Annotated in this window: 19 protein-coding genes; 12 read left to right on the top strand and 7 right to left on the bottom strand. The window is 46.0% G+C overall.

Translation table 11 applies throughout. From position 1 onward, the window contains the following. Positions 1 to 113 precede the first annotated feature (113 nt). Complete coding sequence (pepT, locus tag DK430_RS00290; protein ID WP_109077124.1) at positions 114 to 1355, top strand: peptidase T; 1242 nt, start codon at positions 114 to 116, stop codon at positions 1353 to 1355. A gap of 174 nt (positions 1356 to 1529) precedes the next feature. Here pepT and DK430_RS00285 read toward each other — a convergent pair whose 3' ends face one another. Both DK430_RS00285 and DK430_RS00280 read right to left on the bottom strand, forming a co-directional pair. Further along, positions 1530 to 4187, bottom strand: coding sequence for a PqiB family protein (locus tag DK430_RS00285; protein WP_109077123.1), 2658 nt, complete (start codon positions 4185 to 4187; stop codon positions 1530 to 1532). After that, on the bottom strand, positions 4150 to 5436 hold the full coding sequence (locus DK430_RS00280) for a paraquat-inducible protein A (protein WP_109077122.1): 1287 nt from the start codon (positions 5434 to 5436) through the stop codon (positions 4150 to 4152). Before DK430_RS00280 ends, DK430_RS00285 begins: the two co-directional genes overlap by 38 nt. A 212-nt stretch (positions 5437 to 5648) precedes the next feature. On the opposite strand from DK430_RS00280, the gene proQ reads away from it, so the two are divergent. From proQ to DK430_RS00230, 10 genes are all read left to right on the top strand, one after another. Continuing rightward, positions 5649 to 6263, top strand: coding sequence for an RNA chaperone ProQ (gene proQ, locus DK430_RS00275; RefSeq protein ID WP_162616786.1), 615 nt, complete (start codon positions 5649 to 5651; stop codon positions 6261 to 6263). A gap of 69 nt (positions 6264 to 6332) precedes the next feature. Continuing rightward, a complete protein-coding gene (prc, locus tag DK430_RS00270; protein WP_109077120.1) occupies positions 6333 to 8387 on the top strand; it encodes a carboxy terminal-processing peptidase in 2055 nt (684 codons plus the stop codon). A gap of 82 nt (positions 8388 to 8469) precedes the next feature. After that, positions 8470 to 9981, top strand: coding sequence for a L,D-transpeptidase family protein (locus DK430_RS00265; protein WP_109077119.1), 1512 nt, complete (start codon positions 8470 to 8472; stop codon positions 9979 to 9981). A 64-nt stretch (positions 9982 to 10045) separates the two neighbouring features. Next, on the top strand, positions 10046 to 10606 hold the full coding sequence (gene mepK / locus DK430_RS00260) for a peptidoglycan L,D-endopeptidase MepK (protein WP_109077118.1): 561 nt from the start codon (positions 10046 to 10048) through the stop codon (positions 10604 to 10606). A 154-nt stretch (positions 10607 to 10760) separates the two neighbouring features. Further along, positions 10761 to 11399, top strand: a complete 639-nt coding sequence (locus DK430_RS00255; RefSeq protein ID WP_109077117.1) for an MBL fold metallo-hydrolase — start codon at positions 10761 to 10763, stop codon at positions 11397 to 11399. A gap of 282 nt (positions 11400 to 11681) precedes the next feature. Then, positions 11682 to 14489, top strand: coding sequence for a 2-oxoglutarate dehydrogenase E1 component (gene sucA / locus DK430_RS00250; RefSeq protein ID WP_109077116.1), 2808 nt, complete (start codon positions 11682 to 11684; stop codon positions 14487 to 14489). 140 nt (positions 14490 to 14629) lie between these two features. Next, positions 14630 to 15853, top strand: a complete 1224-nt coding sequence (gene odhB, locus DK430_RS00245; RefSeq protein WP_109077115.1) for a 2-oxoglutarate dehydrogenase complex dihydrolipoyllysine-residue succinyltransferase — start codon at positions 14630 to 14632, stop codon at positions 15851 to 15853. A 128-nt stretch (positions 15854 to 15981) separates the two neighbouring features. Then, positions 15982 to 17151 (top strand): ADP-forming succinate--CoA ligase subunit beta, encoded by a 1170-nt coding sequence (gene sucC, locus DK430_RS00240; protein WP_109077114.1) that lies wholly within the window; start codon positions 15982 to 15984, stop codon positions 17149 to 17151. A 10-nt stretch (positions 17152 to 17161) separates the two neighbouring features. Continuing rightward, positions 17162 to 18034: a succinate--CoA ligase subunit alpha gene (sucD, locus tag DK430_RS00235; protein ID WP_109077113.1), complete on the top strand. Its 873-nt coding sequence runs from the start codon at positions 17162 to 17164 to the stop codon at positions 18032 to 18034. A 272-nt stretch (positions 18035 to 18306) separates the two neighbouring features. Beyond that, positions 18307 to 19128, top strand: a complete 822-nt coding sequence (locus DK430_RS00230) for an aminoglycoside 6-adenylyltransferase (RefSeq protein WP_109077112.1) — start codon at positions 18307 to 18309, stop codon at positions 19126 to 19128. A gap of 206 nt (positions 19129 to 19334) precedes the next feature. On the opposite strand, the gene prmB is transcribed toward DK430_RS00230, so the two are convergent. Further along, positions 19335 to 20285, bottom strand: coding sequence for a 50S ribosomal protein L3 N(5)-glutamine methyltransferase (gene prmB, locus DK430_RS00225; RefSeq protein ID WP_109077111.1), 951 nt, complete (start codon positions 20283 to 20285; stop codon positions 19335 to 19337). A gap of 62 nt (positions 20286 to 20347) precedes the next feature. On the opposite strand from prmB, the gene smrB reads away from it, so the two are divergent. Continuing rightward, positions 20348 to 20854 (top strand): endonuclease SmrB, encoded by a 507-nt coding sequence (gene smrB, locus DK430_RS00220; protein WP_109077110.1) that lies wholly within the window; start codon positions 20348 to 20350, stop codon positions 20852 to 20854. Here the strand turns inward: smrB and yccS are convergent. The 4 genes from yccS to DK430_RS00200 all read right to left on the bottom strand — a co-directional run bounded on the left by yccS (position 20851) and on the right by DK430_RS00200 (position 24679). After that, positions 20851 to 22992: a YccS family putative transporter gene (yccS, locus tag DK430_RS00215; protein WP_109077109.1), complete on the bottom strand. Its 2142-nt coding sequence runs from the start codon at positions 22990 to 22992 to the stop codon at positions 20851 to 20853. The two genes, smrB and yccS, sit on opposite strands and share 4 nt — an antisense overlap. Before the next feature lie 8 nt (positions 22993 to 23000). Further along, positions 23001 to 23474, bottom strand: a complete 474-nt coding sequence (locus DK430_RS00210) for a YccF domain-containing protein (protein ID WP_109077108.1) — start codon at positions 23472 to 23474, stop codon at positions 23001 to 23003. Further along, positions 23474 to 23932 (bottom strand): methylglyoxal synthase, encoded by a 459-nt coding sequence (mgsA, locus tag DK430_RS00205; protein ID WP_109077107.1) that lies wholly within the window; start codon positions 23930 to 23932, stop codon positions 23474 to 23476. The genes DK430_RS00210 and mgsA overlap by 1 nt, the downstream gene beginning before the upstream one ends. Positions 23933 to 23998: 66 nt before the next feature. Beyond that, on the bottom strand, positions 23999 to 24679 hold the full coding sequence (locus DK430_RS00200) for a curli polymerization inhibitor CsgI-related protein (protein WP_109077106.1): 681 nt from the start codon (positions 24677 to 24679) through the stop codon (positions 23999 to 24001). Between the last annotated feature and the right edge of the window lie 78 nt (positions 24680 to 24757).

The raw sequence follows: 24757 nt of genomic DNA, 5'->3' as shown, positions 1-24757 counted from the left end.
AAGTCGGATATTTGTTATATATCAAGGAACTGTTGCTCTTTTACGGCTAGACTAACGCCAATTTTTCAACGGATTTTTTCGGGAAGCAAAATGCACGAAACAGGAGAAGAATAATGCAGGATTTATTGTCTCAAGAACCCGTACTGGAACGCTTTTTTAATTATGTGACTTATGATACCCAATCCAAGCCCGGTGCCAAGGTTTCACCCAGCACCGCAGGGCAATTGGCATTAGCCAAGCACTTACAGCAGGAACTTGTCGCCTTGGGATTGCAAAATATTGAATTAAGCAAGCACGCCGTCCTCACCGCGTTTTTACCCTCCAACGTAGATCCCGATTCGCCGACCATCGGATTAATCTCACATTTGGACACATCACCCGAATGCAGCGGCAAAAACGTTCAGCCGGAAGTCATTGAAAATTATCGTGGCGGCGACATTGCCTTGGGCATCGGCGAAGAATTTATTAGTCCCGTATATTATTCCTTTTTGCACCAACTTATCGGCAAAACGCTCATCGTTACCGACGGCAATACCCTGTTGGGCGCCGATAATAAAGCAGGAATAGCGGAAATTATGACCGCACTTTATCGCTTGAAAACAGAAAATCTGCCTCATTGTAATATTCGCGTCGCCTTCACACCCGATGAAGAAATCGGCTTAGGCATGCAGTTTTTCCCTTTCGAAGATTTCCCGTGCGATTGGGCGTACACCATTGACGGCGGCGCGGTGGGCGAGTTGGAATATGAAAACTTTAACGCGGCATTTGCCAAACTGACTTTTTACGGGCGTAACATTCACACCGGCTCAGCCAAGAAGAAAATGGTCAATGCGCTCACGTTGGCGTGCGAATTTCAAAATGCTTTTCCATCGGCGGAAACACCGGAAAACACCGAACAACGGGAAGGTTTTTTCCATTTAAATTATTTTTCCGGCGATATTGAAAAAGTGGAATTGCATTATTTGATCCGTGATTTTGAATGGGATGCCTTTGAACGGCGCAAGCAATTTATCATTGATTCGGTAGAAAAATTTAATCGCGAAAAACGCTTACCGAAACCTATTGAATTGGAACTCACCGACAGTTACAAAAATATGTATGAAACGGTGAAAAAAGTGCCGCAATCCATCGAACTGGCAGATTCGGCAATGCAAGAATGTGGCGTCAATCCACACCACAAACTCATTCGCGGCGGCACCGACGGCGCCTGGCTGGCGGAAAAAGGCTTGGCTTGCCCGAACATTTTCACCGGCGGCTACAACTTTCACAGCAAACACGAATTAATTACCTTAGAAGGCATGAAGGACGCTGTGAATGTGATTGTGAAGGTGGTGGAATTGGCGACACAGAAATAGCCGAATTCAAAAACGCTTGGAAAAACGACTGCGCTTTTTCCCCTTTTGATGGCGCGCGTTTCCCAACGCGTGCCCGCGCTTTCATTCAGCACTCGTCAGGAGACGCGCACTATCTTGAGTTAAAAAACGCTAAGAAAAACGACCGCACTTTATAAAGTGCAGTCATTTCCACAATTATTTCGCTGCCGGTAAGGCACCCTGATTCCATTTTTGGGCGTCTTCGGGGCGTTTAACTTGCAACAGGAAATGTTGGTTTGCTTTCGCTTGTCCGTGAACTACCGTGCCTGACGGGGTGGAGAAGGAAATGCCGCCTTTTAACAGCTGTTGTACGCTTCCGGTGTTAAACTGCGCACCGCCGGTGAGGCTGAGACTGAAATCATAGCCGGAGGCGATCCAGAATTCGGAGTTTTGGCGGACTAAATGCTGGTATTTCGGGGCGATAAGAATATTGATAAATACCCTATCACCCAACGAATTCAACTCTAGGTTTTTAATCGTCCCTACTTCCACGCCGCGATACATAATCGGCGAGCCTGCCGTGATGTTGAGTGCGTCATTAGTTTCTAACACCAGCGGTAACCCATTGGTATATTTGATGTTATTGCTGACAGTCTGGCTTAATGCAAATTGTGTTTTACTTTTGCCGGAGCCGACTTCCACATCAATATACGGCTGCAACAAACTGTCGATATTTTCAATGCCGCCGGCGGAAATTTGCGGTGAAATCACCTTAAAGCGCGATCCTTCTTTGGCGATTAGTGCCATGTAGTTTGGGTTAATTAAGGCTTTCGCGATGATTTTATTGGCTTTTTGATCAAGCTGAACGCTGTCGATTTCACCGACATTTAAGCCTAAATAACGTAACGCCATGCCTTTGCTCAGATTGGTGGCGTCGTCGGCAGTCAGAGTGATTTGTTGCCCCGCAGATTTAGCACGCAGTTCGTTCGGATAAAGGGTACGGTTGTTTTTACCGCCGCTGTTATCAAAACTGATGGCGCCTTTCAGCGAGCGCGCCACCGGTGTCGCCTGAATGCTGATGCCTTTCGGTGTAATATCGATTTGCGCCGCACTTTCTACCCAGAACACACTTTTTTCCGTTAATAAATGTTGGTATTTCGGATAAATAAACACATCTACCGCAAAACTTTGGGTTTGCGGACGAACATCTAGAATTTTGCCCACTTCGTATTGGCGATAAAGCACTACGGAACCTTTATTAATACTCGGTAGATTTGAGGTGGTAAGGGTAATGGTCGGTTTCGGTTGGCTGTCGGCAATGCCCGCTTCCGCGTTGGCTAAATCGCTGTAAAGGGCGTAAGTTTCTTTGGTTTTACCTTGGTTTTTACCGGCAACCACGCGAATGCCACCCTGCAACCATTTTTCAGGGGTTGCAGCTTCAAAACGTAAACCTTCAACGCCTAAGCTCACTTCAAAATTGGTGGCGGCAATAAACATGGTGTCGCCGTGAATTAAATGGCGATATTCGCTTGCAATCGCGACTTTAAATTTCACCCCGTCGGTGTCCACGTGTTGAGTGACGATTTCGCCGATCTGAATATTGTTATAAATCAACGGTTGCCCTTCGCTGATGCCGTAAGTTTCAGGCGCAGTTAAGTTCAGCACTAGGGTGTTCGGCTGTTTGAGTAACAATTCGCTTTCTTTAATGACATCAAAATCCGTTCTGCTTTCTCCATCGCCCGGCAACACTTCAAAGTATTTACCGCGCAACAGTCTTTGCACATCGGTTAGATCCGCCAAGCCCGCTTTTTTTGCACGTAGCACAATGTTGCTGTTGGCTTTGAACAGATTGGCAAGATTCGGATCGATCAACAATGTGCCACTTAAAATTTCGTCGTTGTTTTCCACTGCACTTAATTTGGACAACACGCCGATTTCTGTATTTTGGTAATAAACGTGGGTCTTACCTTCCTCCAAACCGGCGGTGTTAGGGATGTTTACATGAATGTTGACCCCGCGTTTCGCCGCTTGCAGGTTGGAATAAAGGGTGTAGCGCTCATTCATTTCGGCTGCCGGGCTCTCATTAGGTGAGTCGAAAGCGGCAGCGCCTTGCACCACGGAGTTGAGACTGTCCACGTTGACGTTCAAGCCGGAAACGCCGATATTGGCGCTGATACCGCTGATATTCCAGAAGTGGCTGTCTTTCTTGACAAATTTGGTGTAAGGCTTATCAATCACTACATCGATTTCCACTTTTTTGCCGTCTTCGGTGAAGCGAAAATCGTAAATTCTGCCCACCGGCATTTTTTTGTAATAAATGGATGCGCCAATGGAAATCGAGCCTAAGTCATCGGCGATTAAGTGAATTAATAAATCTCCCGGATTGAGCTGGGCAATCGGACCTTCCGTTTGGGCGACGAATTCATTTTCCGAATCGCCGTCACCGGGTTGTAAGGTAATGTAGTTACCGGAGACCAAGGCATCCAAACCGGAAATTCCCGCTAAAGATGCGCTCGGTTTTACCAACCAGAATTTGGTATTTTCGCGCAACACGGTTTTCGCTTCGGGGTAAATATTGGCGACCACTTCTACTTTTTGTAAGTCATCGGTGAAGTTCACTTTTTTCACTACACCGATTTGCAATCCTTGATAGCGAATTTGTGTTTTCCCCGCCACGATGCCATCACCGTTAGCAAAACTGATTTTTACGCTGACGCCTTGTTCCTGCACAATTTGGAAGAACAAAATCGCGCCGATACAAAAGGCGACGAAAGGTAATAACCAAAATGGCGAAATGCGACGGTTCTGGCGTACTTGCGCCTTCACTTCCGTTTCATTATTTTGATTTTGTGTGCTTTGCTTGTTGTCTGTCATAGATTTCCCAAATTAAGCGGCTGTCAAATTGTTCCGCTGCAATCATTGTTAAAAATACTGCCGCGCCGAAATAGAGCGCCGCCGTACCTACAGAAAAGTCAATAATTTGTCCCCGGGTTACTAAGGACATCATTAATGCCAATACGAATAAATCCAACATGGACCAACGTCCGACGAAATGCACGATGTGTAATAAACGCATTTGCCAGCGAATGGAGTGTTTCAGTTTAAAATGTACGCAGATGAGCAGATATAACATAATTAGTACTTTGCTCACCGGCACGAAAATACTGGCGGTAAATACCACGAAGGCAATGAAATAACTGCCCATTTTCAAGAAACTTATTACCCCCGACATGAGGGTGTCGGCACTCGGTGCACCGTTTAAATAAATGACCGACATAGGCAGTAAATTTGCCGGGAATAACATAATAATGCCCGCGATGAGTAACGCCCAGGTGCGTTGTAATTTGATTCCTGACGGGATATTTATCAGGGATTCGCAACGGGGGCAGGTTTCCCGTCCGTTACTATCGATTAGCGGATTGACAAAACTGTATTGGCAGGAATGGCAATAATGCAAATCTTCCGGGTTTTTGAGGTTATTTACCGCCTGACTTTGTTGCGGGTAAAAATCGTTCCAAAGTTCGCTCGGGTTGATTTTAATGAATAATAACGTGGTGAGCAGGGCAGTGAATACAAAGGCGACTAAGTAAATATCCAGTTCCAGCGTGGCGTATTCCTGCACTTTAAAAATACTGACGCCCAGCGCAACCAAATATACGTCAAACATCACCCAAGGTTTTATATAGCCAAGAGAAATCAACAAGTTGCGCGGTTTGATTTTCATCATTTGCGATAAACGCAGGAGAATCACCAAAAGCGCAAAAGCGATAGGCATAAATACGGCGCAAATAAAGATTAAAAATGCCGTATAAGAAAAGCCTTGCGTTGCCATTTTCCAAATTCCCAGCCAGACGGAGGCGTCAATTTTTTCGCCCAATAAGTCTATGCTTAACAACGGATAGGTGAGGGCGAAAGGCATGAGGATTAAAATGGAGAGTGCAATAATGGAGCAGCGTTTTAAGCTCCAGCGACCGGAGGTGTATAGTACATTATGACAGCGTGGACAAACGGCGCGCTGCCCTTGCTGCAGCGCGGAAATTTTAACCACAGCATTACATTCACCGCAACGAACGAGGCGGTGAAAAGTGGCGTCGGCTAAATTTAACGTGGAGGTGGCTGTCATTAATCATGTACCTAAAAATAAAGAAGCGCGTATTTTATACTGTATTTTGCGTTTTTTGTATGAATTTAGATTGTCTGAATATAAAAAGTGCGGTCATTTTTCGTAGAATTTATTTTTTCTTTTGAGTAAAAAGATTATTAATTGTCATTTTCCTAGAAATTACGCTAAACTATGGCAAGTTTTTCTACTTAAAATCTATGCAGGATTTCGTAATGACAGAAGTACAAAAGTTAACGAATAATAAAGAAATTATTGCCTATTTAGCGGAAAAATTTCCGCTATGTTTTTCTATTGAGGGGGAGGCCAAACCGTTAAAAATCGGTTTGTTTCAGGATTTAAGCGAAGCATTAAAAGATGATGAGCGCGTCAGCAAAACCCAACTCCGCCAAGCATTGCGTCAATATACCTCCAACTGGCGTTATTTACACGGCTGTAAAGCCGGTGCGGTGCGTGTGGACTTGCAAGGTAATCCGGCAGGTGAATTGGAGCAGGAGCATGCCGAACACGCAGCGCAACAATTAGCGGAAGCCAAAGCCTTGGTTGCACAAAAACGTGCGGCGGAAAAAGCGGCAAAAGGTGAAAATGAGAAAAAACGTCCTGCCCGTCGCCCTCAAAAACAAGGTGAAAAAAATGCCCGTAAACCTAAGCCTAAATTTAACTTAAATCACGTTGATATGGCTGCTGTACAGGTTGGTCAGCAGGTGAAAGTCAAAGCGGGCGATCGTGCGAAAAACGCAACTATCCTGGAGGTGTCAAAAGATGCCGCCCGAGTGGAATTGGAAAACGGTTTGGTGATTACTGTAACGGCAGATCGTTTATTTGCTTAACTTCTTTTAATAAAGCTATCTTTCACGGATAGCTTTGTTTATTGCCGTATTTTAATTAGGAAAGTTTGAATGAAATTTACTAAAACAAAAAGTTATCTGACCGCACTTGTATTAAGTTCTCTTTTTCTTAATACTCAGGTTGCGGACGCGGTACAGCCGAAATTAAAACAAAGTGATTTGGTGTCTTTACAACCATCAGAATCTAATATGTTCGCCACGAAGCGTGCGACTACCCGTTTAACTCAGTCCCATTACCGTAAATTTCAACTGGATGATGCATTTTCGGAAAAGATTTTTGACCGTTATCTCAAAGCATTAGATTTCAATCGCACGACTTTTTTACAATCCGACATTGATGAAATGCGTGCCAAATACGGCAATAAAATTGATGACGAACTGAATGCGGGCAATTTAGATATTGCTTTTAGTATGTACGATTTAATGATGAAACGCCGTTACGAGCGTTATCGTTATGCGCTGTCTTTATTGGATAAAGAGCCGAATTTAAACGACGATGATCAAATTGAAATTGATCGTGAAAAAGCCGCTTGGCCGAAAACCGAAGCGGAAGCCGATAAATTATGGGAAGCACGTGTTAAAAACGACATCATTAGTCTGAAATTAAAAGATAAAAAATGGCCTGAAATCAAAGAAAAATTAATAAAACGTTACAATCTGGCCATTCGTCGATTAACCCAAACAAAAGCGGACGATGTGGTGCAAACTTACCTAAATGCTTTTGCTCGTGAAATTGATCCGCATACCAGTTATCTCGCTCCGCGTACCGCCAAAAGTTTCAATGAAAGCATGAACTTATCCTTAGAGGGTATCGGTGCGACATTGCAGGCGGAAGATGATGAAACCAGCATTAAATCCTTGGTGCCCGGCGCACCTGCCGAGCGCAGTAAAAAATTAAAAGCCGGCGATAAAATTATCGGTGTCGGTCAGGAAAAAGGCGAAATCGAAGATGTGGTCGGTTGGCGTTTGGAAGACATCGTTGACAAGATCAAAGGCAGAAAAGGTTCTAAAGTGCGCTTGGAAGTGGAACCGGCAAAAGGCGGAAAATCCCGTATTGTCACTTTAGTGCGCGATAAAATTCGTATTGAAGATCAAGCGGCTAAATTAACCGTTGAGAAAGTTGACGGCGTGAATGTTGCGGTAATCAAAATTCCAAGTTTCTACCTCGGTTTAACGGAAGATGTGAAAAAATTATTGGTAGAAATGAAGAACAAAAAAGCTGCCGCGTTAATTGTGGATTTGCGTGAAAACGGCGGCGGTGCGTTAACCGAAGCTGTCGGTTTGAGCGGTTTGTTCATTAGCGATGGTCCGGTGGTGCAGGTACGCGACGCTTATCAACGTATTCGCGTGCACGAAGATCCGGACAATATGCAACAATATACCGGTCCGTTATTGGTGATGATTAACCGCTTCAGTGCATCCGCCTCCGAAATTTTTGCTGCGGCAATTCAGGATTACAATCGCGGTATCATTCTCGGACAAAATACTTATGGAAAAGGCACGGTTCAGCAAAGCCGTTCTCTTAACTTTGTGTACGATTTGGATCAAACCCCGCTCGGTTTAATTCAATATACCATTCAAAAATTCTATCGTATTAATGGCGGAAGCACTCAATTGAAAGGCGTTGCGCCGGATATTAAATTCCCGGATGTGATTGATGCGAAAGAATATGGTGAGGAAAAAGAAGATAATGCGTTGCCTTGGGATAAAATCCCGTCGGTGAATTATTCCGAAGTGACCAAAGCGCGTAACGCCGTTGCCGAATTAACCAAGAGACACAATGAAAGAATGGCGAAAAATCCGGAGTTTATTGCGTTAAATGAAGATTTAAAAGTGCGTGATGAACGTCGTGATCGTAAGTTCTTATCGTTGAATTATCAAAAACGCAAAGCGGAAAATGATAAAGATGACGAAAAACGTTTGAAAGACATTAATGAGCGTTTTAAACGTGAAGGTAAGAAACCGTTGAAAGACATTAATGACTTGCCGAAAGACTACGAAGCGCCGGATTTCTTCCTGAAAGAAGCTGAGGCGATTGCGGCGGATGTGGCAAAATTTGAAGCGGAGAAAACCGAGCTAAAAGAAGCGGATAAATCTGCGCAGTAAGAAATATTAAATTTTCTGACCGCACTTTTTAAAAGTGCGGTCGTTTTTGCAGAAGTTTAGAGAAATTAAGGAACAGCGATTAATGAATACAAAGTCTTTTAAGTTGGCAACATTGGCGTTAGTTACCGCTTTTTATGTGGGAAATGCGGTCGCCGAAGACATTAAGCCGCAAGAAGCAGCTACAGAGCAAACTCAATCCCAAACCGATTTGGGGTTAACGCAGCAACAGTTGGATCTGGAAGCGAAAGCGGAGGAAGAGCGCCTTGCTGCGGAGAAAAAAGCGGAAGAAGAACGTTTGGCAGCAGAAAAACAACAGCAGGCAGAACAGGCTCTGGCTGAACGCGTTGGTGATACCGAGTTGCAATTTAAGCCGTTAATTGCCAAAGTCTATGCAGAAAATAATTTTGCCCCGCTGTGGCAGGATGAAAAAGCCAAACAGCAGTTTTTGCGTGATTACGCTTTAATGGTGGCAAGCGGCATTTCCAAACGTTCCGCCAATGCGTTGAATGCGGTGAGTCAGTCTGCCGATAAAGACGCCTTTGTGCAGGATGTGATCCTAACCGACGCATTTTTAGATTATTTGTTTTATGCCAATAATGTGAAAAAATCCGCGCAAAAATGGCTGTATTCGGAAAATAGTTACAAAGCCGGAAAACCGGATGAAAACCAAATTGCTTCCTGGGTAAGTGCGGTTAAAAATAATGATGTTTTTAATTTTGTGAATAATTTATCCAGTGAAAATCCATTATTTAAGCAAACCTTAGCCAAAGTTGAAAGTTTGATTCTTGATGGTAAATTTGACAAAAACGGCATTAATGAATTGCATCGTTTTGCCATTAATGCACAACGTTTGCGCATTTTGCCGGAATTTGATAACGGCATTTTCGTTAATATTCCGAGCTATCAGTTACATTATTACCGTGACGGTAAGCTGATTTTAAATTCCCGAGTGATTGTCGGCACCGAAAAACGTAAAACGCCGGTGATGTTTAGCCGTTTAAGCAATGTGGTGGTGAATCCGCCTTGGAATGCGCCGACCCGCTTGATTAATGAAGACATTATTCCGAAAGTACGTCGCGATCCAAGTTATATTTATCGTAACGGTTATACGATCATTGACGGTAAAGGCAATACCATTGACCCGTACACAATTGACTGGGAAAACATGACGGCGAAGAAATTCCCATATCGTTTACGTCAAGTGCCAAGTGATAATAGTGCTTTGGGTAACTATAAATTTAATATGCCAAGCTCTGATGCTATTTATTTACACGATACGCCGAAACGCAGTTTATTCGGCAACAAAAAACGTAATTTGAGTTCCGGTTGCGTGCGTGTAGAAAAATCCGATGAATTGGCGAGCATTCTGTTAAAAGAAGCCGGTTGGACGGATGAAAGAAAACAAAATGTGCTGAAAAGCAGAAAAACTACATCGGCAAGTATTAAATCCGATAACCCGGTTTTCTTGTATTACGTCACTGCCTGGGTTGATAAAAATCAAGTACACACCTTGCCGGATGTTTACGGCTATGACAAGGCGCCGAACTTGAGTTATATTGACTGGGACGTTTTGAAGAAATATATTCAGCTTTAGTCTCGAACTAACATTTATAACTTGAGTCAAAGCAACAGATTTTAAACATATTTAGGAATACATAATGAGCAATATTAACCATGGACGTCGTAAATGGTTATCTTTAGGCGGCATTGTATTGGGCGCAACTTTATTGCCTGATACCGTTTTAGCCGTGGTTTCAACCCCTAGACCCCGTATGTTGAGTTTTCGCAACATTAACACCCAAGAAAAATTAAGTGCAGAATTTGTCATGGGACGCGGGTTTTCCAATACGACATTACGACTTTTAGATCATTTATTGCGCGACAAACGCAACAATCAAGTGCACAGAATGGATCCGCGACTTTTCACGAAGTTTTATCGGGTTCAGCAAAATCTTGGATTGCGCAACACGGAAATTCAAATTATTTGTGGATATCGTTCCGCTGCCAGCAATGCGGCGATGCACCGTCGTAGTCGCGGTGTTGCCAGCAACAGCTATCATATTCGCGGTCAAGCTATTGATTTCCGTATTGACGGCGTGCCTTTGGCAAAATTACGTGATGCTGTAGAGGCGCTGAATGACGGCGGTGTCGGTTTTTATCCGCGCAGTAATTTCGTTCATATGGATACTGGTCCTGTTCGCACTTGGCGTGGGAGTTAATCCGTCTTTAAAAACACTGAGTTTTTTACTCACAATCGAATCAAGTTCGATTGTTCGCCCTATAGGGCCGTTGGCAAGCCAACGTTCAAAAAACATTGTTTTTTGTGACCGCACTTTGGTGCGGTTTTTTACTGAATAAATAAGGCTGGTTGTTATGAATATTGAAATTATCCCCGTCACCGCGTTTCAGCAAAACTGTTCCTTAATTTGGGACGATAATAAAAATGCAGCAATTATTGATCCGGGCGGTGAGGCGGACAAATTAATCAAACGTATTGAAGAACTCGGCTTGAATTTGCAGGCGATTTTGCTAACTCACGGACACTTGGATCATGTGGGGGCGGCGGAAAAGCTGAAAAAACATTTTAATGTACAAATCCTCGGTTCAAATTCCAAAGATGATTATTGGTTCAAGAGTTTGCCGCAGCAATCGGAAAAATTCGGTATGTTATTTGAAGTAGATGCCTTTGAGCCGGATCGTTGGCTTAATGAAGAAGGCGAAATTTTGCATATCGGCGATTTTACTTTTGAAATTTTACACTTGCCGGGGCATACGCCGGGACACATCGGGTTTATCGAACATCAAAAACGGGTTGCGTTTACCGGAGACGTGCTGTTTAAAAGCGGTATCGGACGCACGGATTTTCCGGGTGGTAGTTATGAAGACATTATTTCCTCCATTCGCGACAAGTTATATAAACTGGACGATGATATGATTATTATTCCGGGGCATGGATCTTACACAACGATTGGTGTGGAAAAAAAGACAAATCCTTATGTGAAACAGCAATAAATGATTGCAATAAGAACCGTGGAAAATCTTTTGATTTTTACACATAAATCGCTTCAGTGATTTATTCGCTCTTGCGGCGCAGTTGGCAAAGCTAAGGTTCAACATCTATTGGATTTTATGACCGTACTTTTCGGAGAAACGTTAAATTTTTGTAAAAATTCCAACCTAGATCACAGTATCAATTAAATTTCTCAGGCATAATGTGTCTCTTGAAAGTGAAGACGTGTCTTGTGGTCTATGTCATCACGTAATTTGTTAGTGTATTTGTTTAAGGTGGTATTTATGCAGCATAATTCTTTACAGGAATGGCTTGCTTCGAGCGCATTAGGTGGGGCGAATCAAGCGTATATTGAAGAGCTTTATGAAAGTTATCTTGAGGATCCGAACAGCGTGGATGACAGCTGGCAGGAGATTTTTAAAGCGTTGCCAAAATCCACCGCACTTGAACAACCCCATTCCGTCGTGCGGGATTATTTCCGCCGTTTAGCACGAGAGAATCGTTCGCAGAACGTCACCGTAATCGACCCCGAAGCCAGTGCTAAATTAGTCAAAGTTTTACAATTCATCAATGCTTATCGCTCCCGTGGTTATATCGAAGCCACTCTTGACCCCCTCAATTACTACCGTTGGAAAACTTCAAGCGTTCCCGAATTAGATTATCACCAACACGGTTTAACCGATGCCGATTTAGATGAAAGTTTTAATATCGACTACGCCGTTTATGGCAAAGAAACCGTTAAACTCAGCGAGTTGGCGCGTGATTTGAAAGCGACCTATTGCGGCAATATCGGCTTGGAATTTATGCATATTCATGATATGGAACAGCGCAATTGGCTGCAAAGCAAGCAGGAAAAATGGATCCAACAGCCGCTTTTCTCTAAAGATGAAAAGGTCAATCTGCTTAAAGAGCTTACCGCAGCAGACGGTTTGGAGCGTTACTTAGGCGCAAAATTCCCGGGGGCGAAACGCTTTTCGTTAGAGGGCAGTGACGCCTTTATTCCGATGATGAAGGAAATTATTCGTCATGCCGGGCGTAACGAGATTGATGATATTGTGATCGGCATGGCGCACCGTGGACGTCTGAATATGCTGGTGAACGTATTGGGTAAAAAACCGGCAGAATTGTTCGATGAGTTTGCCGGCAAACACGCGGAAACCAATCGCACCGGCGATGTGAAATACCACCAAGGTTTTTCTTCCGATTTTGCGGTGGACGACAAACGGGTGCATTTAACTCTGGCGTTTAACCCGTCTCATTTAGAAATCGTCAGCCCGGTGGTGATAGGCTCCGTGCGCGCCAGACAAACCCGCAAACAGGATTCCGAGCACAATAAAGTGCTTGCCATTACCGTCCATGGCGACTCCGCCGTGGCAGGGCAGGGGATCGTGCAGGAAACCCTGAATATGTCTAATGCGCGTGGCTACAAAGTGGGCGGCACTATTCGTATCGTCATCAACAACCAAATCGGTTTCACCACCTCCAACCCGAACGACACCCGTTCCACCGAATTTTGTACCGACATCGCAAAAATGATCCAAGCGCCGATTATTCATGTGAACGGCGATGATCCGGAGGCGGTGGCGTTTGCCGCACGCATGGCAGTGGAATATCGCAATGCGTTTAAACGGGATATTTTTATCGATTTAATTTCTTATCGTCGCCACGGGCACAATGAGGCGGATGAGCCTTTAGCCACCCAGCCGATGATGTATGGCATTATCAAAAAACACCCGACTCCGCCGAAAGTCTATGCCAACCGTTTAATTCAGGAAGGCACGATCAACGAAGAAGAAGCCACGGAAATCACCAATTTATACCGCGATGCTTTGGATAACGGCGAATGTGTCGTGCCGGAATGGCGTGCGATGGACATGGCGAAAGTGGATTGGTTGCAATACCTTAACTATGATTGGACGGCGCCTTATGAAAGCCATTTCCCGTTGGAACGCTTCCAAACCTTGGCAAAACGGGTTGCTCATTATCCTGATTATGTGCAGCCGCATCCGCGTGTCGAAAAAATCTATGCGGATCGCAACGAAATGGCGCAAGGCAATAAATTGTTGGATTGGGGTATGGCGGAAACCATGGCGTATGCCACCTTGCTGGATGAAGGCACCCATGTGCGTTTATCCGGTGAAGATGCGGGGCGCGGTACGTTTTTCCATCGTCATGCCGTGGTACATAACCAAAAAGACGGCACCGGCTATGTGCCGCTGACCCAATTACACGCCAATCAAGGGCGTTTTGAAGTGTGGGATTCCGTGTTGACGGAAGAAGGCGTGCTTGCCTTTGAATATGGCTATGCCACAACGGATCCGAAGACCCTCACCATCTGGGAAGCGCAGTTCGGCGATTTTGCCAACGGCGCACAAATTGTGATCGATCAATTTATCAGCTCCGGCGAACAAAAATGGGGCAGAATGTGTGGGTTGGTGATGTTGTTGCCGCACGGCTATGAAGGTCAAGGCCCTGAACATTCCTCCGCGCGCTTAGAACGTTATTTACAACTTTGCGCCGAACAAAATATGCAGGTGTGTATCCCGTCAACACCGGCGCAGGTTTATCATATGTTGCGTCGTCAGGCGATTCGTAAAATGCGTCGTCCGCTCATCGCTATTTCGCCAAAATCGCTGTTACGTCACCCGCTGGCGGTTTCCACTATGGACGAATTGGTGAACGGCACTTTCCACACCGTCATCGGCGAAATTGACAATATCGAACCGAACCAAGTGAAACGAGTCGTTATGTGCTCAGGCAAAGTGTATTACGATCTGTTGGAGCAACGTCGTAAAAACGAACAAACCGACATCGCCTTGATTCGTATCGAGCAACTTTACCCGTTCCCGCATGATGATGTGAAAGCGGCGCTTGCCCCTTATGCGCATGTGACGGATTACGTTTGGTGTCAGGAAGAACCGCTTAACCAAGGTGCGTGGTATTCCAGTAAACATAATTTTGAAGCCGTCATTCCGGAAGGCACGAAATTAACCTATGCCGGTCGCCCGGCTTCCGCGTCTCCGGCGGTAGGCTATATGTCATTGCATACCAAACAACAAAAACAATTGGTGGAAGACGCACTGACACTGTAATACGCGTCTGTAAAGTGCGGTCGTTTTTCCCGGTGTTTTTAACCCGAAAAAACGCTGCCAAAATCAACCGCACTTTTAAGCAGAATTGAGACTTAATTAAGCGAATATAAATAAGCGAACATAAAAAAGGAATAAACATTATGACGATTGAAATTCTGGTCCCTGATTTACCCGAATCCGTTGCCGATGCCACCGTGGCAACCTGGCATAAAAAAGCGGGCGATGTGGTGAAACGCGACGAAGTGCTTGTGGAAATTGAAACCGACAAAGTGGTGCTGGAAGTGCCTGCTCAGTCGGATGGCGTGCTTGCCCATATTTTACAGGAAGAAGGGGCGACGGTAGTCAGCAAACAAGTGCTCGGCACTTTGGAGGATTCGGCGACGGCGGCAGCTGCCGTGTTAGAAAAAACCGCCGAGCCGACACCAAAAGATCGCCGCACAGAAGTGCCTGACGAACCTCATGTGACCGATGCGCAAGGCCCGGCGGTACGTCGTTTATTGGCGGAACACGGGTTACAACCTTCCGATGTCGCCGATGTAAAGGGCACCGGCGTGGGCGGTAGAATTACCCGCGAAGACGTGGAAGCGGTGCTTGCCAAACGCATTGCAGCCGCCGCGCAACCGCAAGTGGCGGAAGATACTCTCAGCACCACGGCGTATGCCGCGCGTAGCGAAAAACGCGTGCCGATGACCCGTTTACGCAAACGCATTGCGGAACGTTTGTTGGAAGCGAAAAACACGACTGCTATGTTGACCACTTTCAATGAAGTGGATATGCAGCCGATCATGAATTTACGTAAACAATACGGTGAGAAATTTGAAAAACAACATGGCGTGCGCTTAGGTTTCATGTCTTTCTACATCAAAGCCGTGGTGGAGGCCTTAAAACGTTATCCGGAAGTGAACGCCTCCATTGACGGCGACGACGTGATTTATCATAACTATTTTGATGTGAGCATCGCGGTTTCTACCCCGCGCGGTTTGGTGACGCCGGTATTGCGCGATTGTGACAATCTTTCCATGGCGGACATTGAAAAGTCCATCAAAGCCTTGGCGGAAAAAGGTCGTGACGGCAAATTGACAGTGGAAGATTTAACCGGCGGTAATTTTACCATCACCAACGGCGGCGTATTCGGTTCCTTAATGTCCACACCGATTATCAACCCGCCTCAAAGCGCCATTTTGGGTATGCACGCCATCAAAGAGCGCCCGGTGGCGTTAAACGGGCAGGTAGTGATTCGCCCGATGATGTATCTGGCGTTAAGTTACGATCACCGTTTAATTGACGGGCGCGAATCCGTTGGCTTCCTGGTAACGATAAAAGAATTACTGGAAGACCCGACAAGGTTATTACTTGAAATTTAATCCGCACAACCGCTTGTTTCTTGCTTGCAAGACAAGCGGTTTCGGTTTATAAAAACGCCTTGAGAAACAATGTTTGAAAAAACAACCGCACTTTTATCAGAAATTTATCACCCAACAGAGGATTTTGTATGAACCTACACGAATACCAAAGCAAGCAGGTTTTTGCCGAGTATGATTTACCCATATGCCGAGGCATCGCTTGTAAGACCGCAGACGAAGCGGCGCAGGCGATCAAACAGCTGAAAGGCGATGTTTGGGTTGCCAAATGCCAAGTGCATGCGGGCGGACGCGGAAAAGCCGGCGGGGTGAAATTGGTGCGTAATGAAGCGGAAGTGCGTACATTTGCCGATAAATGGCTGGGGCAACGTTTGGTAACCTTTCAAACCGATGCCAACGGGCAACCGATCAATATTATTTATGTGGAAGAAACGGTGGCGATCGATCGTGAGCTTTATTTGGGTGCAGTCATCGATCGTTCTTCACAAAAAGTGGTGTTTATGGCATCTGCTGCCGGCGGCATGAACATTGAAGAGGTGGCGGCGAAAACCCCGGAATTATTATACAAAGTCGCCTTGGATCCGCTTGTGGGCGGGATGCCTTATCAAGGGCGTGAACTGGCTTTTAAGCTCGGTTTGAAAGGCGATCAAATCAATCAATTCACCCATATTTTCACCCAATTGGCGAAAATGTTCGTGGAGCGCGATTTGGCGTTGCTTGAAGTGAACCCGTTGGTGGTGACCAAAGAAGGTAAACTTTCCTGTCTGGATGCAAAAATCGTGGTGGACAGTAATGCGCTGTATCGTCAGCTGGATTTAGCGGCGATGTCCGACATCACGCAAAGTGACGCGCGCGAGGCATTGGCGGAATTACACCAACTGAATTATGTCGCGTTGGACGGTAACATCGGTTGCATGGTCAACGGCGCGGGTCTTGCCATGGGCACCATGGATATTGTCAAACTGCATGGAGGACAGCCGGCAAACTTCCTGGACGTCGGCGGTGGCACCACCAAAGAGCGGGTGGCGGAAGCCTTCAAAATTATTCTTTCCGATAGCAATGTCAAAGCCGTACTGGTGAATATTTTCGGCGGTATCGTGCGTTGCGATCTGATTGCCGAAGGCATTGTGGCGGCGGTAAATCAAGTGGGCGTGCATGTGCCGGTGGTGGTGCGTTTGGAAGGCAATAACGCGCCTTTAGGACGTGAAATTTTGGCCAACAGCGGTTTGAATATTATCGCGGCGAAAAGCCTCACGGACGCGGCGGTGGAATCGGTGAAAGCGGCAAACGGTCAGCTATAAGGAGTGAATGATGTCAATTTTAGTCAATAAAAATACCAAAGTAATTTGCCAAGGCTTCACCGGCGGACAAGGCACATTCCATTCCCAACAGGCATTGGCTTACGGCACGCAGTTAGTGGGTGGCGTATCGCCCGGCAAAGGCGGCACAACGCATTTAGGCTTACCGGTGTTCAACACCGTACGTGATGCCGTGGAAGCCACTGGTGCCACCGCCAGCGTGATTTACGTGCCGGCACCGGGTTGCAAAGACGCGATTTTAGAAGCCATCGACGCGGGGATTCAGTTAATCGTGTGTATTACCGAAGGGATTCCGACTTTGGATATGTTGCTGGTCAAACAGCGCTTAAATCAAACGGGCGTGCGCATGATCGGTCCGAACTGCCCGGGCGTGATTACGCCGGAAGAATGCAAAATCGGCATCATGCCGGGTGACATTCACAAAAAAGGCAAAATCGGTATCGTTTCTCGTTCCGGCACGTTGACGTATGAAGCGGTGAAACAAACCACTGATGAAGGTTTCGGTCAATCCACCTGCGTCGGTATCGGCGGCGATCCGATTCCGGGTTCCAACTTTGTGGATATTTTGAAATTGTTCCAAGAGGATCCGCAAACGGAAGCCATCGTCATGATCGGCGAAATCGGCGGCTCGGCGGAAGAAGAAGCGGCGGCGTTCATTAAACAGCACGTCACCAAACCTGTGGTGAGCTACATCGCCGGTGTCACCGCGCCGAAAGGCAAACGTATGGGACACGCCGGCGCCATCATCAGCGGCGGCAAAGGCACCGCCGATGAAAAATTCGCCGCCCTCGAAGCCGCCGGCGTGAAAACCGTGAGAAGTTTAGCGGACATTGGTGCGGCATTGCGGGATGTGTTGAAGAAATAATTTGGTTGGGTGAAAAAGTGCGGTCGGTTTTAAAAATGTTTTTAAAATGGACCGCACTTTTTTATTTTTTGATGGCACAGATTTCTTTTCATTGGCGCGTGTAAGAAGAGTATTTGTTTTGTAGGGTGGGCTCGCCAGCCCACCGGTAAGATCTTGACTTCATCTATGGTGGGGGCAACCTGTGGTGGGTTAGCAAACCCACCCTACGCTTGTCTTCTTTTGATGGCGTGCATCTTGAGTGAGGTGTCTTTGGGGGCACTATCGGAGTTTACATGAGAACTGAAACCGAAATACTTGATCTGATTTTACGGATCGCCAAGGTCTTGAAAGTCACCGCAGTCGCCCTGTCCGGTTCGCGAGCTACACCCAATGCATTAAAGGACGAGTTCCAAGACTATGATGTGGTTTACCTAGTAGAAGATTTGGAGGAGGTTGTGACAGACCTTACTTGGCTAGATCTTTTTGGTAATCGGATGATTGAACAGCATGTTTCCCTAGAGCATCGCCGACTCTTTCTTATGCTCTTTGAAGATGGCAATCGGATTGATCTGACCCTCTGCCCCAAGGAGCATCTCAGAGAATGGTTGGACAGCGAAGCTGATTTCACAGTGCTAACCGACCCCCTAGGGCTCTTTCAGTCCTATGCGCTCGCTCCCCAATGCTATTGGACGGCACCGGCGACAGCGGCTGATTTTGAAAAATCCTGCAATGAATTTTGGTGGGTGTCAGCCTATGTGGTCAAAGGCATTCGCCGCCGCCAATTAATTTATGCAGCGGATCATCTCTATGATATTTGTCAGAAAGAATTGCTCAAACTTTTAACTTGGCAGGTAGCAGCAGATAAGGGGGTGGTGGATGTCGGTAAAAATTATAAATATCTCTTCCGGTACTTACCTGCTGAAAAGGAGGTGGCATTTGCAGCTCTGCTTCGCTTTTCCAACCAAGAGAATCTCACCCAATCCCTAATGGCTACCCAAATCTTCTTCCACCAAGAAGCTCAGACTTTCTCTCTCAAAACCGGCTTCTTCTATGACAAAGAAACAGCGGAAAAAATGCTGAAATATACCGAGGAAAAGTTAGGGCTGAAAGATTGATTTTCAGTTTTGATGTGGCGCACTCTAACGATGGCGCACGCTTCCCAGCGTGTGCCGTTTTATAGGCAATTTATCAGCACGCGTTAGGAAACGCGCGCCAGCAGAAACTTGGCTAGTCCAAGCATAGGGACTTGAACCATCAAGAAAACAAAAGTGCGGTCAAAATCCATCGTAAATTTTGACCGCACTTTTTATCTCAGTCCTGCTTAATCAAACGCCGCTTGATGTTGAACAAGCTCCGCTTTGGTTAAGGCGAACACGCCCACGCCGCCGTTTTTAAGTTCAAGCCAGTGGAACGACACTTGGGGAAATTGTTCCATTAAATGCACCATGCTGTTGCCTACTTCGCACACCAGCACGCCGTCGTCGGTGAGGTAGTTTGCCGTGTGGCGGAGGATTTCCTTGGTGATGGTTAAGCCGTCGTCGCCTGAGCCGAGCGCCATTTCCGGTTCGTAGTGAAATTCTTCTGGCATATCGGAGAGATCGTCCAAATCCACATAAGGCGGGTTGGTGACGATGAGGTCGTATTGTTCTTCCAATAATTGCGAGAATAAATCCGATTGAATCGGGAAAACGCGGTGGCTGAGGTTGTGACGTTCGATGTTGATTTCCGCCACGTTCAGCGCATCGAGGGATAAATCCACGGCGTCCACGTCCGCGTCGGGGAATTGTTCGGCACAGGCGATAGCGATGCAACCGCTGCCGGTGCACATATCTAGAATGCGTTGCGGTGCTTTCGGCAGCAAGCCGGCGAAACCATCCTGAATTAGAGCGCCGATAGGTGAGCGTGGGATGATGACCCGTTCATCTACGTAAAATTCTAAACCGCAGAACCAGGCGCTGTGAATTAAATAGGCAATCGGAATGCGTTTTTCAATGCGGATCATGATTAATCGGATGAGTTCGAGCTTTTCTGCCGTGGTTAAGCGGGCGTCGTACAATTCGGCGGGGAAGTCGGGCGGCAGGTGCAGACTGGAAAGTACCAGCTGGTGCGCTTCGTCCCAGGCGTTGTCATAGCCGTGCCCGTAGAATAAGTCGGAACGATTAAAGATCGTGTAAGTCCAGCGCAGGAAGTCTTTAATGGTGTGCAGTTCCTCCTGCACGTTGGCGGAATAAATATCGTCAATTAATTCCTGATTAAAGGTAATTTGGTTCATGATTTGCTCTTATCAATGTTAGAATTGCGCGTAGTTATACCATATTTGAGATAGGAAACGAAATGTTAGATGAGGAAGCGATTTCGCTGTTTCGCGCCGAAATGAAAGGCGTAAAGCCGTTAAAACAGAATACCTTTGTGCCGCCGCGTGCCAATAAAAAGAAAGCGCAGGCGACCATAAAAGAAATGCGGGAGCAGCAAGATACCTTGTTTTATTTTTCCGATGAATATGAGCCGCTGCTGAACGACGAAAGTGCGGTCAAATATTTGCGTGAAAATGAAGATTCTCATTTGTTGAAGCAATTACGACGCGGGGATTTTTCACCGGAGATTTTTCTGGATTTGCACGGCTTAACCCGCGAGCAGGCGAAGCTGGAGCTGGCGGCGTTAATTCAAGCCTGTGAGAAAGAGCATATCTACTGCGCCAGCGTGATGACGGGCTATGGCACTTATACCTTAAAACGTCAGATCCCGCGCTGGCTGGTGCAACATCCGAAAGTGCGCGCCTTACACCAAGCCCCGAAAGAGTGGGGCGGCGATGCGGCAATTCTCATTTTAATCGACGTTTAAACGGTTTTCTGAAATGCGGCGTAGAGGGACGGCAAAATTTGGCTGATCATGCTCAATTGCTGGATAGGAATATTAAATTGCACCGTTTCTAACTGCTCGTTGGCACTCAGGTGGACTTGCGCCTGCTTCAAACTCAATTCGATAGTTTCATGTAGCTTGGCAAAAATGTCCGGTGTCAGTTTTTCCAGATGTTCCAGCATATAAATAATCTTTTTCGCCGCCGGATAAAATTCCGCCAAGAATGCCGTGCTTTGTTGCATTTGATTCATTTTGCTGCGATAAGCGCCGAGGGCGGAAATGTAGCTGAGCAGGGAATAATTGATTTTTAACAGTTCAAACCCCGTCTGCAAATGCGCCTGATATTTCTTCGGTTCGTGATTCATGTTTGACACCGTCGCGCTGAGTGCCGCCGCATATTCGTGGGCATAACGGCGTGTGATGCGGTATTTCAAATTATCCCCTTTGCCGAATTGCAGCTGGCTGACGATATACAACAAATATTTGGCATCGCTTTTCACTGCCTGACGGCTCACTTTATCCAGTTGTAAATATTTCCAATCCGGCCACAAATAAGACACCGCAAACCAAGAAATGGTCGCGCCGATGAGCGTATCAATCACTCGCGAATACAGCGCCTGTTCCACATCGAAACCCATGACATCAAAGCTGAAAATCACTTGTAACGTGATGAAAAAGGTGGAGAAGCTGTAATTGTTGGTACGGAAAAAGAAGAACAAGGTGCTGGTCAGCACGATTAAGCCGAGTTGCAATTCCAGCGTCGGGTTGGTGTAGGGCAATAAGGAACCGATGATGACACCAAGAATCGTGCCGACAATCCGTTGTTTTAAACGTAATTTGGTGGCGGTGTAGTTAGGCTGACAGACAAATACGGCGGTGAGCAAGACCCAATAACCGCGATCCAACGGCAAAAATTCACCGATCACACAACAAATAAACACCACAATGGACAGACGTACCGCATGGCGGAAAAGTTGTGATTCAAAGTTGCAATGGCTGCGAATCGCAAACAGAATATTTTTTAAGCCGGTGATTTGTTCCGTGTAAATTTGCGCGCGTTCCGTTTGTTCGGTGTTGTCCGCTTCCTGATCGATGTGGCGCAGTTGATAATCCACGCTTTTCAGGTTATCCAGCAAGGTTTGCAGATTCAGTAGCGTTTCTTTTTCTCCGCTATGACCTGCGCGATAAAACTCAAAGGATTGATTTAGCCCGTTAATGGCTTTTTCCACCCGTGTGTCGTAGTGATAGGTTTTATTACGCTGTAAGCTCAATGCAATGTTGCGACAGGCTTGGGCTTGTAATTCCAACAAGCGTTGAATACGGAAAATCAAATCGGTATTTTTTAGGTGTTCCGCCAGTTTTTGATAATCAAAATGGCTGGAACTGATGCGTTCATGAATATCTTGTGCGGCAAAATAATAGCGAATCATTTTGGTGGTGCGACTGTGGCGGTGTTGTCCGCGAATACGATAAAAAAGTGCGGTGCGCGACGCATTGAAAGCGTTAATTAATTCGCTGTTTTTCATTGCCATGGCAATGTGTTTGTTTTCGATTTGATCGATTTCATCGGGATCGAAAAACATGGATTTGGCATCCAGGTAATTGGCTAATGCCAGAAAGGATTTGGCGACGCTTTCCTGTACAGGACGATTGGGAAAAAATAAATACACACACAGCGTCGTGACGCTATAAAGCAACGTGCCGCATAAAATCATCAGCGGGTTGATATACCAAAGGGTATCGGGCAGGTAAGCCAAGGTCGTGTATAACGCGACCACTAAGGTACCGAAGGCGATGGTGCTATAACGTTGCCCCAAGGCGCCGATCATGGTGAAGGCGAAGGTCATCAGCGTCATCAACAGCATAAATTGCAGGTTATGCCCGATGCTCAATTGCACGCTGATACTGGAAATGGAAAAGGCGAGTAGCGTGTAGAAAACGTTTTTGATTCGGCCGGTTAAACGGTTATCCAAATCCACCAACCCGCCGGCAATAATGCCCAACACTAAGGGCATACTTTGTTCGGAAATATTGAAATACCAAATTGCCAGCACCGCGAGATTCACGGCAATAAAAATCGGAATGGACGCGATAACTTTGGCGTTAAACCAGTGATTCATCTCTTACCTTATTGATAAAACCGCTTGTATTGTTGTTCTGTGGCTTGTTGGCGAATTAACGCTACGGTGTCTTTCGGCAAAACGCGCTGTCCCACCGGGTATAGGGCGATGGCGGCGATTTTGAAATGCGCCAAGCCCGTAGGAATGCCGATAATGGTTAGGCATTGGGAAATGCCGCAAAAGACATTGACCAAACATAACCACCAACCGAACAGGATAAACCAAATAATGTTAAGCACGGATCCGATGGAATTTTCCACCGCACTTTTCGGCTCTAAATATTTCACATGAATGATGTCGTTACCAAAAGGCACCAGCGTCATTTTGGTGATTTCCCAACAGCTGCGGGTGTAGGGCAGGGTAACGATCAAAACGGCACTCATTATGGTGGCAAAAAGCCAACCAAGGGTGACGGCGAAGCCACCCAGAACAAAATTTAGAATATTTAAAATGAGTGCGAGGGTCGAGTTATTTCCGTTCATTATTTCAATCGCTCGGTTAGATAGCCTTGATAATCCGGAATACGAATATCGGCGGTGTCGTTAAATAATGGCGATGTAACTAAAAAATCCGCGCTGGCGATATTCATTGCAACGGGAATGTTCCATACGGTAGCAATGCGCATTAAGGCTTTCACATCGGGATCGTGCGGCACGGCATTCATCGGATCCCAGAAGAATATCATCAAATCGATTTTGTTTTCGGCGATTAATCCGCCCAGTTGTTGATCGCCACCCATCGGGCCGCTAAGCAGGCTGTTGATCGGTAAGTCCGTAGCCTGATGAATAAGGTTGCCGGTGGTGCCGGTGGCGTATAAAGTGTGTTGCGCCAATAAAGTGCGGTGTTTTTTACACCAGTTTATAAGATCCTGTTTGCAGTGATCGTGAGCGACCAGTGCGATATTTTTGTGTTTTGGCAACGTGCGTTCTGTGGTTTGCATAAGTCCTCCTAAACAAAAAGTGAGCGGGCGGCTCACTTTTTAAATTTGTATCACATTAACGAATAATTATTTTTGTTTTTTCGCCCAATCAATGAAACGCGCTTGAGTTTCTTTGTCGGCTTGTTGATACCAGTATTGCAGCATTTGTTCGGCAACATTTTCGCCTTGTAAGGTCACTTTGCCTTTTGCTACTTTACCGGTCGCCGCACCGCCGGCAACAACGGCTACAGTTGGTGTTGTGTTAGACGCACTGGCGCTTGCAAAAGCCGGGACGGCAGCGGCAGCACCGGAAGCGTTATATTCGCCTAAGTCTTTAATCAGGCTTACGCTTGGGAAGAAGCCTTCTTGTTTCAAATATTCTTGTTGGTTTTGTACGTTTGCACCGGATGCGGTTTTGACGCTGATAACAGGCGCTTTCTTAAAGGCATCGAAATCGCGTTCGCTGGATAATTTTGGTGCTGAAATCACGATATCTTCAGTAGCACCTTGGAATGCCACAACAATCGGATCAGTTTCAAGTAAAGCACTGTCGGAGCCGGTTTTGACAATTTCAGACACACGAACGACAACTTGGTGTTTTTGGGTATCGTTAATATTGAAACTGTGGGTTTCCTTTAATAAGGATTTGGAAGGTTTTTGACCGTCAACGGCTAAGAAATCAATGTTAGATGAACTGGTGACCATCCCTGCAAAGCTGGCGGAACTGGCTAAAAGTGTTGCAGCTAATACAGCTAAACGAAATTTCATATTTTCTCCTGTTTTGAGTAAAATTAGATGACACTTTATAGCATAAAGCGTTGCCTGTATGCTATTCCAAATTCGCGG

The sequence above is a fragment of the Aggregatibacter kilianii genome (assembly GCF_003129965.1).
Taxonomy (GTDB): domain Bacteria; phylum Pseudomonadota; class Gammaproteobacteria; order Enterobacterales; family Pasteurellaceae; genus Aggregatibacter; species Aggregatibacter kilianii_A.
Note: the sequence above shows the minus strand (reverse complement) of the source record. Positions and strands in the feature narration are given on the sequence as shown.

Coding starts and splice junctions, on each gene's coding strand:
- prc (WP_109077120.1), top strand. CDS start 6,333: ATGAAATTTACTAAAACAAAAAGTTATCTGACCGCACTTGTATTAAGT.
- pepT (WP_109077124.1), top strand. CDS start 114: ATGCAGGATTTATTGTCTCAAGAACCCGTACTGGAACGCTTTTTTAAT.
- smrB (WP_109077110.1), top strand. CDS start 20,348: ATGTTAGATGAGGAAGCGATTTCGCTGTTTCGCGCCGAAATGAAAGGC.
- yccS (WP_109077109.1), bottom strand. CDS start 22,992: ATGAATCACTGGTTTAACGCCAAAGTTATCGCGTCCATTCCGATTTTT.
- sucA (WP_109077116.1), top strand. CDS start 11,682: ATGCAGCATAATTCTTTACAGGAATGGCTTGCTTCGAGCGCATTAGGT.
- odhB (WP_109077115.1), top strand. CDS start 14,630: ATGACGATTGAAATTCTGGTCCCTGATTTACCCGAATCCGTTGCCGAT.
- proQ (WP_162616786.1), top strand. CDS start 5,649: ATGACAGAAGTACAAAAGTTAACGAATAATAAAGAAATTATTGCCTAT.
- DK430_RS00265 (WP_109077119.1), top strand. CDS start 8,470: ATGAATACAAAGTCTTTTAAGTTGGCAACATTGGCGTTAGTTACCGCT.
- prmB (WP_109077111.1), bottom strand. CDS start 20,285: ATGAACCAAATTACCTTTAATCAGGAATTAATTGACGATATTTATTCC.
- DK430_RS00200 (WP_109077106.1), bottom strand. CDS start 24,679: ATGAAATTTCGTTTAGCTGTATTAGCTGCAACACTTTTAGCCAGTTCC.
- DK430_RS00230 (WP_109077112.1), top strand. CDS start 18,307: ATGAGAACTGAAACCGAAATACTTGATCTGATTTTACGGATCGCCAAG.
- DK430_RS00280 (WP_109077122.1), bottom strand. CDS start 5,436: ATGACAGCCACCTCCACGTTAAATTTAGCCGACGCCACTTTTCACCGC.
- sucC (WP_109077114.1), top strand. CDS start 15,982: ATGAACCTACACGAATACCAAAGCAAGCAGGTTTTTGCCGAGTATGAT.
- sucD (WP_109077113.1), top strand. CDS start 17,162: ATGTCAATTTTAGTCAATAAAAATACCAAAGTAATTTGCCAAGGCTTC.
- mepK (WP_109077118.1), top strand. CDS start 10,046: ATGAGCAATATTAACCATGGACGTCGTAAATGGTTATCTTTAGGCGGC.
- DK430_RS00255 (WP_109077117.1), top strand. CDS start 10,761: ATGAATATTGAAATTATCCCCGTCACCGCGTTTCAGCAAAACTGTTCC.
- mgsA (WP_109077107.1), bottom strand. CDS start 23,932: ATGCAAACCACAGAACGCACGTTGCCAAAACACAAAAATATCGCACTG.
- DK430_RS00210 (WP_109077108.1), bottom strand. CDS start 23,474: ATGAACGGAAATAACTCGACCCTCGCACTCATTTTAAATATTCTAAAT.
- DK430_RS00285 (WP_109077123.1), bottom strand. CDS start 4,187: ATGACAGACAACAAGCAAAGCACACAAAATCAAAATAATGAAACGGAA.